This is a genomic window from Methylobacterium cerastii, from assembly GCF_022179125.1.
GTDB lineage: Bacteria > Pseudomonadota > Alphaproteobacteria > Rhizobiales > Beijerinckiaceae > Methylobacterium > Methylobacterium cerastii.
Genome location: NZ_BPQG01000018.1, coordinates 72,208 through 87,801 on the forward strand (window position 1 = coordinate 72,208; position 15,594 = coordinate 87,801).

At 69.7% G+C, this 15,594-nt stretch carries 15 protein-coding genes; 7 read left to right on the plus strand and 8 right to left on the minus strand.

The genetic code is table 11. The features are described 5' to 3' along the window. The first annotated feature begins 104 nt into the window (after window positions 1-104). Window positions 105-1,004 (plus strand): fumarylacetoacetate hydrolase family protein, encoded by a 900-nt coding sequence (locus MFF13_RS07180; protein WP_373322493.1) that lies wholly within the window; start codon window positions 105-107, stop codon window positions 1,002-1,004. Between the two features lie 212 nt (window positions 1,005-1,216). On the opposite strand, the gene cysN is transcribed toward MFF13_RS07180, so the two are convergent. From cysN to MFF13_RS07195, 3 genes are read right to left on the minus strand one after another with little or no spacing between them, the layout of a single operon-like run. Then, complete coding sequence (gene cysN / locus MFF13_RS07185) at window positions 1,217-2,617, minus strand: sulfate adenylyltransferase subunit CysN (RefSeq protein ID WP_238271619.1); 1,401 nt, start codon at window positions 2,615-2,617, stop codon at window positions 1,217-1,219. Next, window positions 2,617-3,552, minus strand: coding sequence for a sulfate adenylyltransferase subunit CysD (gene cysD, locus MFF13_RS07190; RefSeq protein WP_147831793.1), 936 nt, complete (start codon window positions 3,550-3,552; stop codon window positions 2,617-2,619). Before cysD ends, cysN begins: the two co-directional genes overlap by 1 nt. Beyond that, window positions 3,549-4,343: a phosphoadenylyl-sulfate reductase gene (locus MFF13_RS07195; RefSeq protein WP_147831795.1), complete on the minus strand. Its 795-nt coding sequence runs from the start codon at window positions 4,341-4,343 to the stop codon at window positions 3,549-3,551. Before MFF13_RS07195 ends, cysD begins: the two co-directional genes overlap by 4 nt. 234 nt (window positions 4,344-4,577) lie before the next feature. Between MFF13_RS07195 and MFF13_RS07200 the strand changes: the two genes are divergently transcribed. The 5 genes from MFF13_RS07200 (at window position 4,578) to MFF13_RS07220 (ending at window position 10,628) form a co-directional block, all read left to right on the plus strand. Next, the gene (locus MFF13_RS07200) at window positions 4,578-5,093 is read left to right on the plus strand and encodes an Lrp/AsnC family transcriptional regulator (RefSeq protein WP_147831797.1); all 516 of its coding nucleotides are present in this window, start codon (window positions 4,578-4,580) and stop codon (window positions 5,091-5,093) included. Window positions 5,094-5,204: 111 nt separating this feature from the next. After that, entirely contained in the window at window positions 5,205-6,989 is a 1,785-nt protein-coding gene (locus MFF13_RS07205; protein ID WP_238271621.1) for a diflavin oxidoreductase, read from the plus strand. Window positions 6,990-7,177: 188 nt separating this feature from the next. Next, window positions 7,178-8,974, plus strand: coding sequence for an NADPH-dependent assimilatory sulfite reductase hemoprotein subunit (locus MFF13_RS07210; RefSeq protein WP_238271623.1), 1,797 nt, complete (start codon window positions 7,178-7,180; stop codon window positions 8,972-8,974). Window positions 8,975-9,064: 90 nt separating this feature from the next. Then, window positions 9,065-10,162, plus strand: coding sequence for a Gfo/Idh/MocA family protein (locus MFF13_RS07215; protein WP_147831803.1), 1,098 nt, complete (start codon window positions 9,065-9,067; stop codon window positions 10,160-10,162). Between the two features lie 268 nt (window positions 10,163-10,430). Then, on the plus strand, window positions 10,431-10,628 hold the full coding sequence (locus MFF13_RS07220) for a hypothetical protein (protein ID WP_147752546.1): 198 nt from the start codon (window positions 10,431-10,433) through the stop codon (window positions 10,626-10,628). A gap of 48 nt (window positions 10,629-10,676) precedes the next feature. Here the strand turns inward: MFF13_RS07220 and MFF13_RS07225 are convergent, their stop codons facing one another. Both MFF13_RS07225 and MFF13_RS07230 read right to left on the minus strand, forming a co-directional pair. Then, entirely contained in the window at window positions 10,677-11,939 is a 1,263-nt protein-coding gene (locus tag MFF13_RS07225; RefSeq protein ID WP_238271625.1) for a PilZ domain-containing protein, read from the minus strand. A gap of 293 nt (window positions 11,940-12,232) precedes the next feature. Further along, window positions 12,233-13,003 carry an SDR family NAD(P)-dependent oxidoreductase gene (locus tag MFF13_RS07230; RefSeq protein WP_147830958.1) on the minus strand — a complete coding sequence of 257 codons (771 nt, stop codon included), beginning with the start codon at window positions 13,001-13,003 and terminating at the stop codon, window positions 12,233-12,235. A 137-nt stretch (window positions 13,004-13,140) separates the two neighbouring features. Between MFF13_RS07230 and MFF13_RS07235 the strand changes: the two genes are divergently transcribed. Beyond that, the gene (locus MFF13_RS07235) at window positions 13,141-13,770 is read left to right on the plus strand and encodes a TetR/AcrR family transcriptional regulator (RefSeq protein ID WP_147752543.1); all 630 of its coding nucleotides are present in this window, start codon (window positions 13,141-13,143) and stop codon (window positions 13,768-13,770) included. A 10-nt stretch (window positions 13,771-13,780) separates the two neighbouring features. On the opposite strand, the gene MFF13_RS07240 is transcribed toward MFF13_RS07235, so the two are convergent. Genes MFF13_RS07240 through MFF13_RS07250 form a run of 3 tightly spaced genes read right to left on the minus strand, consistent with a single transcriptional unit; the run spans window position 13,781 to window position 15,549 of the window. Further along, window positions 13,781-14,125 carry a DUF1330 domain-containing protein gene (locus MFF13_RS07240; protein ID WP_147752542.1) on the minus strand — a complete coding sequence of 115 codons (345 nt, stop codon included), beginning with the start codon at window positions 14,123-14,125 and terminating at the stop codon, window positions 13,781-13,783. Between the two features lie 5 nt (window positions 14,126-14,130). Next, window positions 14,131-14,850, minus strand: coding sequence for an orotidine-5'-phosphate decarboxylase (gene pyrF, locus MFF13_RS07245; protein ID WP_238271627.1), 720 nt, complete (start codon window positions 14,848-14,850; stop codon window positions 14,131-14,133). 12 nt (window positions 14,851-14,862) lie between these two features. After that, complete coding sequence (locus tag MFF13_RS07250) at window positions 14,863-15,549, minus strand: uracil-DNA glycosylase family protein (protein WP_147762001.1); 687 nt, start codon at window positions 15,547-15,549, stop codon at window positions 14,863-14,865. Between the last annotated feature and the right edge of the window lie 45 nt (window positions 15,550-15,594).

Here is a 15,594-nt window from a genome sequence, read left to right on the forward strand (position 1 = left end):
AGGCGACGGCGGGCCTTGCGGCTGCTGCCGTTACGGCATCAGCGCCTGCGCAGGCGGCCGAGACGGCGGCGTCCGCGCTGCCCCCGGCAAAGGCCCTATGGGGCATGCCGCGCGACATGATCCTGATCAACCTCCGCCGCGACGGCGCGTACGGCCTCGGGTTGAAGACCCGGGACGGCGTGCTCGACGTCACCGCCGCCGGCAAGGCGGTGGGCCTGCCGGTGCCGGCCGACATGGACGACCTCCTGCAGAACGGGAAGGGTCCGATGCTGCGCGCGGTGATCGACGCGGTCGAGGCAGCCCCCGACCCGCGCCTGACGATCGCCGAGGATCAGGTCGCCTATGCGCCGCTGGTCACCCGACCGGAAAAGATCATCATGATGGGGTTCAACTACCGCAAGCACGCCGAGGAGACGGGAACGCCGCCGCCGAAGGACCCACCGCTGTTCAACAAATACAACAACACGCTCAATCACCACGGCGGGACGATCAAGCTGCCGACGTACGCCGCCCGCGAGTTCGACTACGAGACCGAGCTGGTGATCGTCTTCGGCCGCGAATGCCGCGACGTCTCGGAGGCCGACGCCCTCGACTACGTTGCAGGCTACGCCACCGGCAACGACTTCAGCGCCCGCGACCTGCAGACGCTCACATCGCAATTCATGATCGGCAAGACATCGGACGGGTTCGCGCCGCTCGGCCCCTACCTCGTGACCGCCGACCGCGTGCCCGACCCGAACAATCTGCGGCTCGTCACCAAGGTCAACGGTGCGGTGCGGCAGGACTGGACCACGGCCGACATGATCTTCAACTGCCGCCAGCTGATCAGCTTCGCCTCGAAGGTCATGACCATCAAGCCGGGCGACATTTTCTACACCGGCACGCCGCAGGGGGTGATCTTCGGCGAGAAGATCCCGCGGGCGGAACGGCGATGGCTGAAGCCGGGCGACGCCGTCGTATCCAGCCTCGAGGGACTGGGCGAGCTGCACTTCACGCTCGTTTGAGAGCTGGGCAGCAGCCCGCCGCCCATCTTACGATCCCCCGAACGTCCTGATCCCGAGGTGCCCGCCTCGGCGGGCCTCGAAGGAGCATTCCAGCGACCGCGCGGCCGGTTGGAGACCTCCTTCAAGGCGTCCGCTTCGCGGAAGCGCCTCAGTTCGAGGTGGTGGATCGGATGGAGGGCGCGACGGATGAGCGAGCGCGCACCCTTCTCGGATCAGCCGCCGAACAACCCGCGCAGGCGGCTGAGGAGGCCGCCCCCGTCATTCGTCGTCGGCCTTTCGGCCGTTACCGCCACGCGTGCCGGCGCCTGCACCAGCCCCAGAGCCGCCGTATCCGTGCTCTCGCGGTCGATCAGGATCAGGCCACCGGTGTCGCGGGTCTCGGCGTAGGCGTCGAAGGGCACCGCGCGGTCGAGCTTGAGCGTGACGTCGGCGATGTCGTTGGCGACGAGCTTGTCGGCCGGGCCGGGCTGCCCCGTCTCCGGGTCGACGCGGTTGCGGATGCGCTCGACCACGGCGTTGGCCGTGACGGTGCCGACCTTGGCGAGCAGCGTCGCGCCGGGCGCGAGCTCGGTCTCGGCGGCCCAGAACAGGCGCACGTCGAGGGTATCGGAGACCTGCATCGGGTGGGAGGCGGCGGCGATGACGCTGCCGCGCGAGGCGTCGACCTCGTCGGCAAGCACCAGGGTGACCGACTGGCCCTCCTGGGCGCTGGCGAGGTCGCCGTCCGGGCCGACGACGCGCGCGACCGTGCTGGTGCGGGCGGAAGGCGCGATCGCCACCGCATCGCCCGGCCGAACGGTGCCGGCAGCGATCAGGCCTGAGAAGCCGCGGAATTCGGAATTGGGCCGGTTGACCCACTGCACCGCCATGCGGAACGGGGCGGCCAGGGCCTCCTCGTGCACCGGCACGGTTTCGAGATACGCGAGCAACGGCCCGCCCTGGTACCAGGGCGTGGAGACCGCCGGCAGCACGACGTTGTCGCCGTTCTTCGCCGAGAGCGGGATCGCGCGGACCTCGGTGAAGGCGAAGTCCTTGGTGAAGGCGGTGAAGCCCGCGACCAGCTCGTCGAACCGGGCCTGCGACCAGCCGACGAGGTCCATCTTGTTGATCGCGAGCACGATGCGACGGATGCCGAGCATCGAGACCAGCAGGGCGTGGCGCCGGGTCTGACGGGTGAGGCCCTGGCGTGCGTCCACCAGGATGATGGCCACATCGGCGGTCGAGGCGCCGGTCGCCATGTTGCGGGTGTACTGCTCGTGGCCGGGGGTGTCGGCGACGATGAAAGAGCGCCTGTCGGTGGAGAAGAACCGGTAGGCGACGTCGATGGTGATGCCCTGCTCCCGCTCGGCCTGGAGGCCGTCGACGAGGAGGGCGAGGTCGACCTCCTGTCCCTGCGTGCCGTGCTTCTTCGAATCGCGCTGGAGCGCGGTGATCTGGTCGTCGAAGATCTGCTTGGTGTCGTGCAGCAGGCGGCCGATCAAGGTCGACTTGCCGTCGTCCACCGAGCCGCAGGCGATGAAGCGCAGGACTTCCTTGCTCTGATGCGCGGCGAGGAACGACTCGTAGCCGAACTCGGCGGTGTCGAACGCGTCCTTGGGGGGGTGGACCGTCATCAGAAGTAGCCTTCCTGCTTCTTGCGCTCCATGGCGCCGGCGCCGTCCTTATCGATCACCCGGCCCTGCCGCTCCGAGGTGCGGGCGGCCAGCGTCTCGCCGATGATCGCGGGCAGCGTGTCGGCGCCGCTCTCGACGGCGCCCGTGAGCGGATAGTCGCCGAGCGTGCGGAAGCGGACGTTGCGCAGCATCGGGGCCTCGCCGGGCTCCAACGGCAGGCGGTCGTCGTCCACCATGATCAGCTGGCCGTCTCGCTCCACCACCGGCCGGGGCTTGGCGAAGTAGAGCGGCACGATCGGGATCCGCTCCTGCTCGATGTAGAGCCAGATATCGAGCTCGGTCCAGTTCGAGAGCGGGAAGATGCGCAGCGACTCTCCGCGCTTCTTCCGCAGGTTGTACAGGTGCCAGGGCTCGGCGCGCTGCCGCTTCGGGTCCCAGCGGTGCTGGGCGGTGCGGAGCGACACGATGCGCTCCTTGGCGCGCGAGGCCTCCTCGTCGCGCCGGGCGCCGCCGAAGGCCGCGTCGAACTTGTGCTTGTCGAGGGCCTGACGCAGCGCCTGCGTCTTCATCACGTCGGTGTGGACTTCCGATCCGTGGCTGATCGGGCCGACGCCGCGGGCGAGCCCGTCCTGGTTGGTGTGGACGATCAGCTCGAGGCCGAGCTCCTTCGCGCGGGCGTCGCGGAAGGCGATCATCTCCCTGAACTTCCAGGTCGTGTCGATGTGCATCAGGGGGAACGGCAGGCGGCCGGGCGCGAACGCCTTCAGCGCCAGGTGCAGGAGCACCGACGAATCCTTGCCGATCGAGTAGAGCATCACCGGGTTCTCGGTCTCGGCGACCGTCTCCCGGAAGATGTGGATGCTCTCGGCCTCGAGCCGCTGCAGGTGCGTGAGGCGGGAGCCGGCCGGAGCCTGGATCGCGGGTGCGGCGCTCATCGGGCCATCTCCGGTCTATGGGATTTCGTGGTTTCGAACGCGGCAGCTTCCTCGCCGGGCGCGACGTCGGCCTCGGGCGCATGGATGTGCAAGCCGCATTCCTTCTTGGATTCCTGCTCCCACCACCAGCGTCCGGCACGCTCGGATTCGCCGACGCGGACGGCGCGGGTGCAGGGGGCGCAGCCGATCGAGGGGAAGCCCCGGTCGTGCAGGACGTTGTAGGGCACGTAGTTGTCGCGCACGAAGCGATCGACGTCCTCCCTCGTCCAGTCGGCCAGCGGGTTGATCTTGATCAGGTTGCGGGCCTCGTCGAACTCGGCGAGGAGCGTGTCGGCCCGGTTGGCGGACTGGCCGGCGCGCAGGCCGGTGAGCCAGCCGGCGGCGCCGTCGAGGGCGCGGCCCAACGGCTCGACCTTGCGGAAGCCGCAGCAGGCCTGTCGCGCCTCCACCGAGTGCCGGAAGCCGTTGATGCCGGCGTCGCGCACGAACGCCTCTTCGGCGACGCGCTCCGGCGCGTAGGCCTGGATGCGGATGCCGTAGGCCGATTCTGTCTCGGCCCAGACATCGTAGGTCTCGGGGTAGAGGCGCCCCGTGTCCAGGGTGACGATCTCGGTCCGGCCCTTCGCCATTGCGAGCGCGTGGGTGAGCGCCTGATCCTCGATGCCGAGGCTCGTGGTGAAGACGAGCCGGCCGGGGATCGTCGCCTCGACGAGGGCGATTCGCCCGCGCAGGTCGAGGGGATTCATCTGGGCGGCGAGGTCGAGGGCCGCCTGGGGGCTTTGAAGGGTCATCGCCTGTTCGTTCGCGGGCCGGCACGTGCGCCGGGCACTGGTTGTTCCGTGAGATGTTCGCTATAACGAACGGTGTCAAGGCGCCGCCGTACGGCCGGACGGGACTGCGCTGCACTGCAGAAGACCTTGGCAACACGCTGCGATCGGGATCGGTTGCGCGAAAATGGAAGTTCCTTCTCATGGGGGCCCTGCGCGGGCCGCATGGTGGGACGACGTCGAGACGTGAGGTTAGCCTTGGATTCGATCGACCTGAAGATCCTGGCACTGCTCCAGACGGACGCCACGCTGTCGATCGCCGCGATCGGCGAGCGGGTCGGCCTGTCGCAGACGCCGTGCTGGAAGCGCATCCAGCGTCTGGAGGCGGACGGTGTGATCGACCGGCGGGTGGCCGTGCTCGATCCCGTCAAGCTCGGGCTCGGGCTCACCGTCTTCGTGTCGATCGAGACCGCCGACCATTCCCGCGATTGGCTGGAGCGATTCGCCGGCACCGTCTCGGCGATGCCGGAGGTGCTGGAATTCTACCGGATGGCCGGCGACGTCGACTACATGCTCCGCGTCGTCGTGGCCGACATGAGCGCCTACGATACGTTCTATAAGCGGTTGATCGCGACGCTGCCGTTGAAGAACGTCACCTCGCGCTTCGCCATGGAGAAGGTGAAGTCGACCACCGCCCTGCCGCTGCCCGCCCCCCCGACCAACGGCCGCCAGATCCAGGGGCTGCCACCGACCCTGGTTGCGGTCGGAGAATAACCTTCTTTTTTGCGCCGCAACGACGATCGACTCCTTCTCCAAATCGAGCGTTCTGTAAAACGGACGTTTTCCCGTTGACAGGGGCTCGCCGCCCCACGACATGGTCTGCCGATGTCACGCCAAAGCCTCCTTCCCCGCACTGCGCCGTTCGACGACAGCGAGCGGGCCAGCCTCGACGCCGTCCTCGGCAGCGCGACGGCGATCCAACGCGCCTGGCTCGCCGGCTTCCTCGCGGGCGTCGACGCGGCCGGCGGGCAGCCGGCGGCGGCACCCGCGGCCCCGCCGAAGGCCGCCGAGCCGCTGACGATCATCTACGCGAGCGAATCAGGCAACTGCGAGTCGCTGGCCGGCAACGTCGCCAAGCTCGCGCGCAAGCAGGGCTTCAAGCCGAAGGTCATCGACTTCGCCGACCTCGACCTCGCGGTGCTGCCGAAGGCCGGCAAGCTCGTCGCCATCGCCGCGACCTGGGGCGAAGGCGAGCCGCCGGCTCGTGCGGTCTCCACCTACAACGCGCTGATGGGCGACGGCGCCCCGCGCCTCGACGGCGTGGAGTTCGCCGTGCTGGCGCTCGGCGACACCTCCTATGCCGAGTTCTGCGCCACCGGGAAGGCGCTCGACGCCCGCTTCGAGGCGCTCGGCGGCAAGCGCGCGGCGGAGCGCGCCGACCTCGACCTCGACTTCGAGAAGCCGGCGGCCGACTGGATCAAGGGAACCCTGAAGGCGCTGGCGCCGGCGCCCGTCGCCGCCGACAACGTCGTGGCGGTGGACTTCGCCCGCGCCGCCTCGTCCGAGGACGACGAGGCCGAGCCGAGCCGCGAGCCGGTCGTCGTCGAGGTGGTCGAGCACGTGAACCTCAACTCGTCGCGCTCCGACAAGGAGACGATCCACCTCGCCCTGGCCTTCGAGGACGGCGCCCCCGCCTACGAGCCCGGCGATTCGCTGGAGATCTACCCGGAGAACGACCCGGCGCTCGTCGAGGAGATCCTGAAGGCGACCGGGCTGACCGGCGACGAGGCCCTGCGCCGCTCGCTGCTCGCCGAGCGCGACATCACCACCCTCTCGGCCGCCACCGTCGAGCGCTTCGTGAAGGCCACCGGACACGAGGAGGCCAAGCGCCTGATCGAGGGCGGCGAAGTCCGCGCCTGGATCGAGGGGCGCCACCTCATCGACCTGATCGAAACCTATCCGGCGGCGCTGACCGCCGAGCACCTCGGCGGCATCACCCGGCCGCTGCCGCCGCGCGCCTACTCGATCGCCTCGTCATACAAGGAAGTCGGCGACGAGGTCCACCTCGCCATCGCCGCCGTGCGCTACGAGACCCACGGCAAGGCGCGCTCCGGCGTCGCCTCGACCCACGTCGCCGACCGGATCTCGGACGGCGCGAAGCTCCGCGTCCGCCTGAAGCCGAACCGCCACTTCCGCCTGCCGGCCGACCCGGCGACCGACATCATCATGGTCGGCCCCGGTACCGGCGTCGCGCCGTTCCGCGCCTTCGTGCAGGAGCGCCGCGCCGTCGAGGCCACCGGCCGCAGGGTCGGCAGATCTTGGCTGTTCTTCGGCGACCGGCACTTCACCCACGACTTCCTGTACCAGCTCGAATGGCAGGAGGCGCTGGAGGACCGCTCGCTGACCCGGATCGACGTCGCGTTCTCGCGCGACCAGCCGGAGAAGCTCTACGTCCAGCACCGGATCGACCAGCACCGCGCGGAGCTGGTGGAGTGGCTGGAGGGCGGCGCGCACCTCTACGTCTGCGGCGACGCCAAGGCGATGGCCAAGGACGTGCGCCTCGCGGTCGAGAACGCCTACGCAGCGGTGAAGGGCCTGAGTGCCGACGATGCCGCAGCGGCGGTGTCGGCCCTTGAGCGCGCCGGGCGTTACCAGCAGGACGTGTACTGACACGCGCCAGCCCTCCCCCCGCTGCGGGGGAGGGTGGCCCCTGCCTTGGCAGGGGTCGGGAGAGGGGAACGCCCTTTCCGGAGATGTCGCTCCCCTCGCCCGACCCGCTTCGCGGGCCACCCTCTCCCGCAGAGGGGAGAGGGATCGGCGATCCCTGAGATTTGCGAGAACGAAGTCGGATCACCGCCATGGACGACCACAAGCCCGTTTCCGAGCGCGTCTACGAGACCCCGCCGACCGGTCGCCCGATCGACGAGGCCGAGGCCGCGCGGACCGCGGGGCTCGCGCATAACGAGCACCTGAAGATCGCGAGCGGCTATCTCCGCGGTGGCTTAGCCGACGGGCTGCTCAAGCATGCCACCGGCGCGATCTCCGACGACGACGGGCAGCTCGTGAAGTTCCACGGGATGTACCTGCAGGACGACCGCGACCTGCGCCCGGAGCGGACCAAGAAGAAGCTCGACAAGGCCTACGCCTTCATGATCCGCCTGCGCATCGCCGGCGGCGTCATCAGCCCGAAGCAGTGGCTGGCCCTCGACGACATCGCCACGACCTACGCGGGCGACGCGATCCGCGCGACCACGCGCCAGACCTTCCAGTACCACGGCGTCATCAAGTCGAACCTCAAGCGCACCATGGCGGCGATCGACGCGGCGCTGCTCGACACCATCGCGGCCTGCGGCGACGTCAACCGCAACGTCATGGCCGCGACCAATCCGGCCCAGACCCACGCGCACGCCGCGGCCTACGCGCTCGCCAAGGACATCTCCGATTCGCTGTTGCCGAAGACCAACGCGTGGCGCGAGATCTGGCTCGACGGCGAGAAGGTCGTCGGCGGCGAAGAGGAGTTCGAGCCGGTCTACGGCAGGACCTACCTGCCGCGGAAATTCAAGGTCGTCGTCGCGGTGCCGCCGTCGAACGAGGTCGACGTGTTCGCTCACGACCTCGGCTTCATCGCGATCCTCGACAAGAACAACAAGCTCACCGGCTGGAACGTCACCGTCGGCGGCGGCATGGGCATGACCCACGGCGAGACGGACACCTTCCCGCGCACCGCCGACCTGATGCTGTTCTGCAAGCCGGACGAGGCCGTGAAGGTCGCGGAAGCCGTGATGACGGTGCAGCGCGACTGGGGCAATCGCACAAACCGCAAGAACGCCCGGCTGAAGTACACGATCGAGCGCTACGGCCTGAAGGCGTTCCGCGCCGAGGTCGAGAAGCGCGTCGGCATCAGCTTCGCCGACCCGAAGCCCTTCACCTTCACCGGCAACGGCGACCGCTACGGCTGGACGGAGGGCGACGACGGCCGCCACCATCTCACGCTCTACGTGCCGTCGGGCCGGATCAAGGATTACGAGGACGGCCCGAAGTTCCTCAGCGGCCTGCGCCGGATCGCCACCCAGCACGAGGGCGACTTTCGCCTCACCGGCAACCAGAACGTCATCATCGCCAACGTCCCGTCCGAGAAGCGGGCGGCGATCGAGGCGTTGGTCGACGAGTACGGCCTGACCAAGGGCGCAGGTGCCCTTCGCCGCAATTCGATCGCCTGCGTTGCGCTGCCGACCTGCGGCTTGGCGCTCGCCGAGAGCGAGCGCTACCTGCCGCACCTGATGACCGAGCTGGAAGAGAGCTTGGCCCGCCACGGCCTGCAGGATGACGAGATCACCATCCGCTCGACCGGCTGCCCGAACGGCTGCGCCCGCCCCTTCATCGCCGAGATCGGCCTCGTCGGCCGCGGGCCGGAGCGCTACCACCTCTATCTCGGCGCCGCCTTCGACGGCTCGCGCCTGGGCAAGCTCTACCGCGAGGACGTGGCGGCGTCGGAGATCCGCGACACCCTCGACCCGCTCTTCGCCGACTACGCCAAGAGCCGGAACCCGGGCGAGCGCTTCGGCGACTTCCTCGTCCGCGCGGGCCACGTGGCCAAGACGACGAACGGGCCGGACTTCCACGACAACATCGGCGCGCTGAAGCCCGCCGCCTGACGCCGGGCCGCCGGGACCGTCCGGCGGTCCTCGCGGAAACCTCGGCTCGCACCTCGCGTTGCGCCTGCGTTGGCGCAACCGGGGGCGAGCATGGGTGAGGCGAAGACGATCCGTTACGCGGTGGTCGGCGGCGGTTGGATCTCGCAGGCGGCCTTCATGCCGGCGGTGGCGCAGACCGGCAATTCCGCGATCACGGCCCTGGTCACCGGCGACCCGGAGAAGGCCACGGCGCTCGCCGAGCGTTACGGGCTGACGGCGTTCTCCTACGAGCGGTATCGCGAGGCGCTGGCGTCCGGGCTGTTCGATGCGGTCTACCTCGCGCTGCCGAACGGCATGCACCGCGACTACGCCGTGCCGGCGCTGGAGGCCGGCCTCCACGTGCTGCTCGAGAAGCCGATGGCGACGAGCGTCGCCGATTGCGAGGCGATCATCGCGGCGGCCGAGCGCGGCAACGCGCGGCTGATGCTCGCCTACCGCCTGCACTTCGAGCCCGGCACCCTCGATGCGATCGAGCGCGTGCGCGCCGGGGCGATCGGCGAGCCGCTGGTGTTCTCGGCGACGTTCGGCCAGCACGTGGCGACCCAGAACCACCGCGCGCACCAGGGCTACTGGGCCGGCCCGGTCCCCGACATGGGCACTTACCCGATCAACGCCGTGCGCAACCTGTTCTCCGACGAGCCGGTCGAGGTCCACGCCCACGGCGCCCGCCGGCCGGGGAGCCCCTACGGCTTCCACGGCACGGTCGCGGTGACGCTGCGCTTCCCCGGCGATCGCCTGGCGCAGTTCACGGTCTCCTACGAGACCGACTCGGTCGACGCCTACCGCGTCGTCGGCACCGAGGGCGACCTGCTGATGGCGCCGGGCTTCACCTTCGGCCAGCCGCTTGCGGGCGAGCTGACCCGCGTCGGCAAGACCGAAAGCCTGTCCTACCCGAGCGTCGACCAGTTCGGCGCCGAGACGCGGTACTTCTCTGATTGCATCCTGGACGGCCGGGTGCCGGAGCCGGACGGCGAGGAAGGCCTCGCCGACGTCCGCATCTTGGCAGCAATCGAGCGCGCGCTCGAGACCGGCCAGCCGCAGACGCTGCCGCCGATGCGACGCCGGACCCGACCCGACACGTCGCAGGCGATCGAATTGCCGGAGATCACGGTCCCCGAACTGGTGAACGCCGCCAAGCCGGGCGGCTGAGGGCGTCCATCGAAATCCGGCCCGGAACACGCACCTTCCTACCAAGACCCCGATGCTGAGGCGTTTTGTGGAAGCGGCCGGCGAAGACGCGTTGGAGTGCGCCTGCGAAGGGACCAAGCTTTGGTACGGTCGGCCATGCTGCTTTGCAGCAAAGCCGACGCGCCCTTCATGGTCCTGAGCTTGGCCGTTCCGGTGCGATAATTCTTCGGTTGCATCGAACGAAGTGCGATTCTGCTCGTTGTCCCGAAAATCCGTACGGGACCGCGACATGGCCAAGCACGAAATCCTCGGATACTTCGAACATCGCCGCGACGGCGCCTGGGTCTGCGTCCGTCCGTTCACGCTCACCACGAAGAGCGCGGCGGTCGACATCCGCCAGGGCATGCGCTTCGACTACGGCAAGCGCATCGGCGGCGTGGACCTCGCCGAGTACCTGGAGCAGCTCGGCTCCCAGTTCGGATCGTAGACCTTCGCGTCGGCACTCAGCGTTGCAAGCCCGGAGGCCTGCGTCGCGTCAAAGCCTGTAGGCGGTCCTGCAGGCGCCCCAATGCCGGCCGGCGAGCTTCACCGGCGCGTCGACCTCCGTCACCATGATGACCTGCGTCCCGAGTTCGCGGCGGTAGACCTGCAGCGTCACGGGGCGCGTCGAGCGGGCCGCGGTGATGCCGGTGCGGTCGTCGAAGATCCGCAGGTTGCGTGCGTTGACTTGGTTCCACATCGGGTCGTCGTGGCGCTGCGGCTGCGAATAGATGCGGTTGTGGAACGGCAGGAAGCCGTTGCGGTCGGTGAGGATGCAGAACATCATCCGCGGGTCGCGAGCGACTTCCGCTTCGAGGATCGGCCCTAAGAGCCTGGCGATCGGCTCGACCGAGCGGGTCAGGAATTGCGCCGGGTTCGAGCCGACCACCGGGTGGTCGTCCGCATCGAACAGCGCGGCCTCCGAGATCCGGCCCGACGAGAGCTCGCCTTCGAGGATCGCCGCCGCCTGCTCTGCCGGGCTTTGAACCTTCGTGATCGGCGGCGCGTGCTCGGCATGGATCGATGCGAGCTTGGCGAGGAGCCTGTCGCGGAACGCGGCATCGCTCGCCGCGAAGGCGCAATGCACCCCCATCGCGCTCGTCGCGACCACCTGGGCGGGAACCGCGCCGACGGTCTCGATGTCGAGGGCCACCCCGCTGCCGACGGCGAGCGTACCGCCCTCGGGCGCGCGGAGCAGGACGCCGCCCTCGCTCCGGTCGATCGAGCGCGTGCCGCGACCGTCGGGCAGGCGGACTTGTAGGTCGGCGGGGTAGCGATCGAACCGGCGGCGGTTACCGAGTTCGCTCTGGTGGATCACCGTGACGAAGCGCTGGCCCAGGCGCGCGGCCTGTTCGGCCGCGGCAGCCGTCGCCGATTGCATGCGCTCCGCCTGCCGGTCGAGGTCGAAGGCGGCGGCGCTGGCCGACCCGGCTTCGGCGTCGAGGTGGGCGACGAGGTCCGAGGTGCGCGTCGCCTCGTCGACGATGCTCGTGACCGTGCGCGCCGGGATGTCGACGATGCCGGCGATCTCGTTGCCGGCCTGGGCCAGGGTCGCGTTCAGCGCCCTCGCCTCGCTGCCGCGATCGCCCGCGTGATCGAGATGGCCACCGGCTTGCGACATCGCCGCCGCCGTCCGGTCGGCGAGGCTCGACAGGCTGCCGGTCTGCCCCGCCAGGCTCGCCGCCGCGGCGGCCGCGCTCCGCGAGGCCTGCGCCAGCTCGTCCATCCGTGCGCGGATGGCCGAGAAGCCATCCTTCATCTCGGCGACATCGGTCTGGGCCGCGCCGATCGAACGGCTGACGCCTTCGATGGCCGAGCGGACATCCTCCTCGATGGCGTTCAGGACATCCCCATCGAACCGTGCGACCGCTGGCGCGATCGGTGCAGCGGCATCTGCAACAGCCGTCGCAGGCTTCGCGGTTCGCTCCTGAGTTCCGGGCTTGAATTGGAACTGAATACACGAAGGTGTGATTGAATTCGTCTACGCATCCTTTAACGCCGCCGATCCCCTGCGACAAAAATGCTCGGCGCTAGGGCATCCGTCGAGCGCGTTCAGGCGCCGCCCCACTGCATCGTCAGCCCGCCGTCGACCACGAGCGTGTGCCCGGTCACGTAGTCGGCGTCGTCGCCGCTGAGGTAGAGGATCGCCTTGGCGATGTCGTCGGGCTGGCCCGCGCGGTGCCACGGGATGCGCTCGAGCGACTTTTCCAGCACATTCGGGTCCTCGAAGCGGTCGGCGGTCATCGGCGTCTCGATCAGGCCTGGAGCGACGTTGTTGACGTTGATCCGGTCGTCGGCGAGCTCGCGCGACAGGCTTCGGCACAGCGAGCCGACGCCCGCCTTCGACATGCCGTAGGGAGCGCTTTCCGGCGTCGGCAGGTGCTGAGCCACCGAAGACACCATGACGATCTTGCCACGCCCGCCTTGCGCCCGGCGCACCTTGATGAAGGCGCGCGCGCAGAACAGCGGACCTATCAGGTTGACGCGCAGGATCTGCTCCAGCCGCTCGTCCTCCATGTCCGCGACCGCCATGCCGCTCATCGCCTGGCCGGCGTTGGCCACCAGGATGTCGAGGGGGCCGAGGTCGCTGGCGACGCGGTCGAAGGTGGCGGCGACCGAGGCCGGGTCGCCGACGTCGTTCTGGATCACGAGCGCCCGGCGCCCGGTCTCCTCCACGAGGCGGGCGGTCTCGGCGATGCCGTCCGCGTCGGTGTTGTAGGTGATCGCCACGTCCGCGCCGTGCTGCGCGAACAGGAGCGCCGTAGCCCGGCCGATCCCGGAATCGGCGCCGGTGATCAGGGCCTTCTTGCCTTCGAGCTTCATCGATGTCGGCTTTGCTGCGTGAGGTGCGGCCTCGGGGGGCCGGGTCAGCGGGCCAATTCGAGCGCGGCGGCACGGTTCCGCGCGGGTCCGACGGCCGACATTTTGACGCTTCGCCGGATTGCGGCATACGCTCGGGGATGACCATCGCCGTCCCCGTCGAACCCATCCTGAGCGAAGAGAGCGCGCCCACGACCCGCTGCCGCATCCTGGCGACGGCCGAGCGTTCGTTCCGCGAGATCGGCTACCAGAAGACCACCGTCGCCGACATCGCCAAGACGCTGAAGATGAGCCCGGCCAACGTCTACCGGTTCTTCGACTCGAAGAAGGCGATCAACGAGGCGGTGGTGGAGCGCCTGATCGGCGAAGTCGAGGCGCTGATCTCGGCGATCGCCGACGCGCCGGGCTCGCGCGCCGCCGACCGTCTCACGGCGGTGATCGAAGCCTTGCACCGCGACACCCACGAGCGCTGCAGCGCCTTCCCGCGGATGCACGAGATGATCGAGGCGGCGATGAGCGAGAGCTGGGACGTCTGCCGCCACCACGTCGACCGGATCGGCGCGGTTTTCGAGCGGATCGTCGTCGACGGCGTCGCCCGCGGCGAGTTCGAGACGGACGACCCCGCCGGCGCGGCGCGCTGCCTGCACACGGCGATCGCGCGCTACAGCCATCCGCTGCTGGTCAGCCAGTACCCGGATGCGCCGGTGCCGCAGCTCGACGTGATGACCGCGTTCCTGCTGCGCAGCCTGCGGCCGGTCGGCGCGCGCTGAGGCGGCCCGCCTATTCCGAAGCGGGGTTGTCGGGCTCGGACGCGATGCCGACGCTCGGCTGCTCGCCGTCGTAGCCTTCGATGATCAGGATGTCGGCGTCGGCGCCGTCCTTCTGCTTGGCGCGGGCGGCCTGATACAGGTCCGACTTCCAGCAGGCGACGGCGTCGTCGTAGCTCGCGAACTCGATCACGACGTTGCGTGCGCGCGTCGTGCCGACCACGGCCTCGAAGCGGCCGCCGCGCACCAGGAAGCGGCCGCCGAAGGCGGCGAAGGCCGCGCCGTTCGAGGCGGCGTAGTCCTTGTAGGCCTCCGCGTCGCGGACATCGACCCGGACGATCCAGTAGCCGCGCGTCATCGTCGTCACTCCTGTGCTGCCATCTCGGCGAGGATCGCCTGCGTCACGGCGCGCGGGTCGGCGGCCGCGGTGATCGGGCGCCCGACGACGACGTGGTCGATGCCCGCCGCGCGCGCCTGCCCCGGGGTCATAACCCGCTTCTGGTCGCCGCTGTCGCTGCCCGCCGGCCGGATGCCCGGCGTCACGATCAGGCTCGCCGGGCCGACCACGTTGCGCACGGCCTGCGCCTCGAAGGCGCTGCAGACGATGCCGTCGATCCCGGCTTCCGCCGCCTGGAAGGCACGGTGCGCCACGAGTTCGGAGATCGGCAGGGCGTAGCCGGATTCGCGTGCGTCGCCCTCGTCGTAGGAAGTCAGCACCGTCACCGCGATTATCTTCAGGCTCGACGTGCCGCGCCCGCGCACGGCCGCGCGCATGGTCTGCGGATAGGCGTGCACCGTCAAAAAGGTGGCGCCGAGTCCGGAGAGCGCGCGCACCCCCTCCTCGACCGTGTTGCCGATGTCGTGCAGCTTCAGGTCGAGGAAGACCTTGAGCCCGCGCGCGGCGAGTTCCGGCACCAACGCCAGCCCGCCCGCATAGGCCAGCCGGTAGCCGATCTTGTAGAAGGTCGCGGCGTCACCGATCCGATCGACCATGGCCCGTGCCGCGGCCGGCTCGTCGAGGTCGAGGGCGACGATGAGGCGGTCGCGCGGATCGGTCGGGCTCTGAGAGGTTGAATCACGCATCGTGGTTCCCGATCACGCCGCCGGGTTCGGTGTCAATCGCGCAGCCGAGGGGGCAGGCATGACACCGGGCTTCAGGACCGCAGGTGCCATGACGCGCGCGACCTCCGCCTTCAGCACCGGCAGCAGCTCGGCCTCGAACCAAGGCTCGCGCTTGAGCCAGCCGTTGTTGCGCCAGGACGGATGCGGCAGCGGCAGGACCCGCGGCGCCCGCGGCTCGGCCAGGATCTCGCGCCAGCGCCGCACCGTGCCGGTGAGCCCGTCCGGCATCTTTCCGAGGTGCCAGGCCTGCGCGTACTGGCCGATCACGAGGATCAGCTCCAGGTCCGGCAAGCCGGCGAAGAGCTCGCCGCGCCAGCGCTCGGCGCATTCCCGCCGCGGCGGCTTGTCGCCGCCCTTGGCATCGAGTCCCGGGAAGCACGAGCCCATCGGCACGATCGCGATCCGGCCGGCATCGTAGAACGCGGCCTCGTCCAGGCCGAGCCAGGATCGCAGCCGCACGCCGGACGGGTCCATGAACGGGATGCCGGTGCGGTGCGCCCGCGTCCCCGGCGCCTGGCTCGCGATGCACAGGCGCGCCGTAGCGCTGCCCTGGACGATCGGCAGCGGCTCCTGCGGCAGCGGCGCGCCGTAGAGCGGCGTGTCCCGGCAGATCCGGCAGGCGCGCAGGTTCGCGGCGGTGGTGTCGAAGGCGGTGACCATGCTCGATGTGAGATGGGCACGACGCCGCGTTTCGGCGAGCCTGCA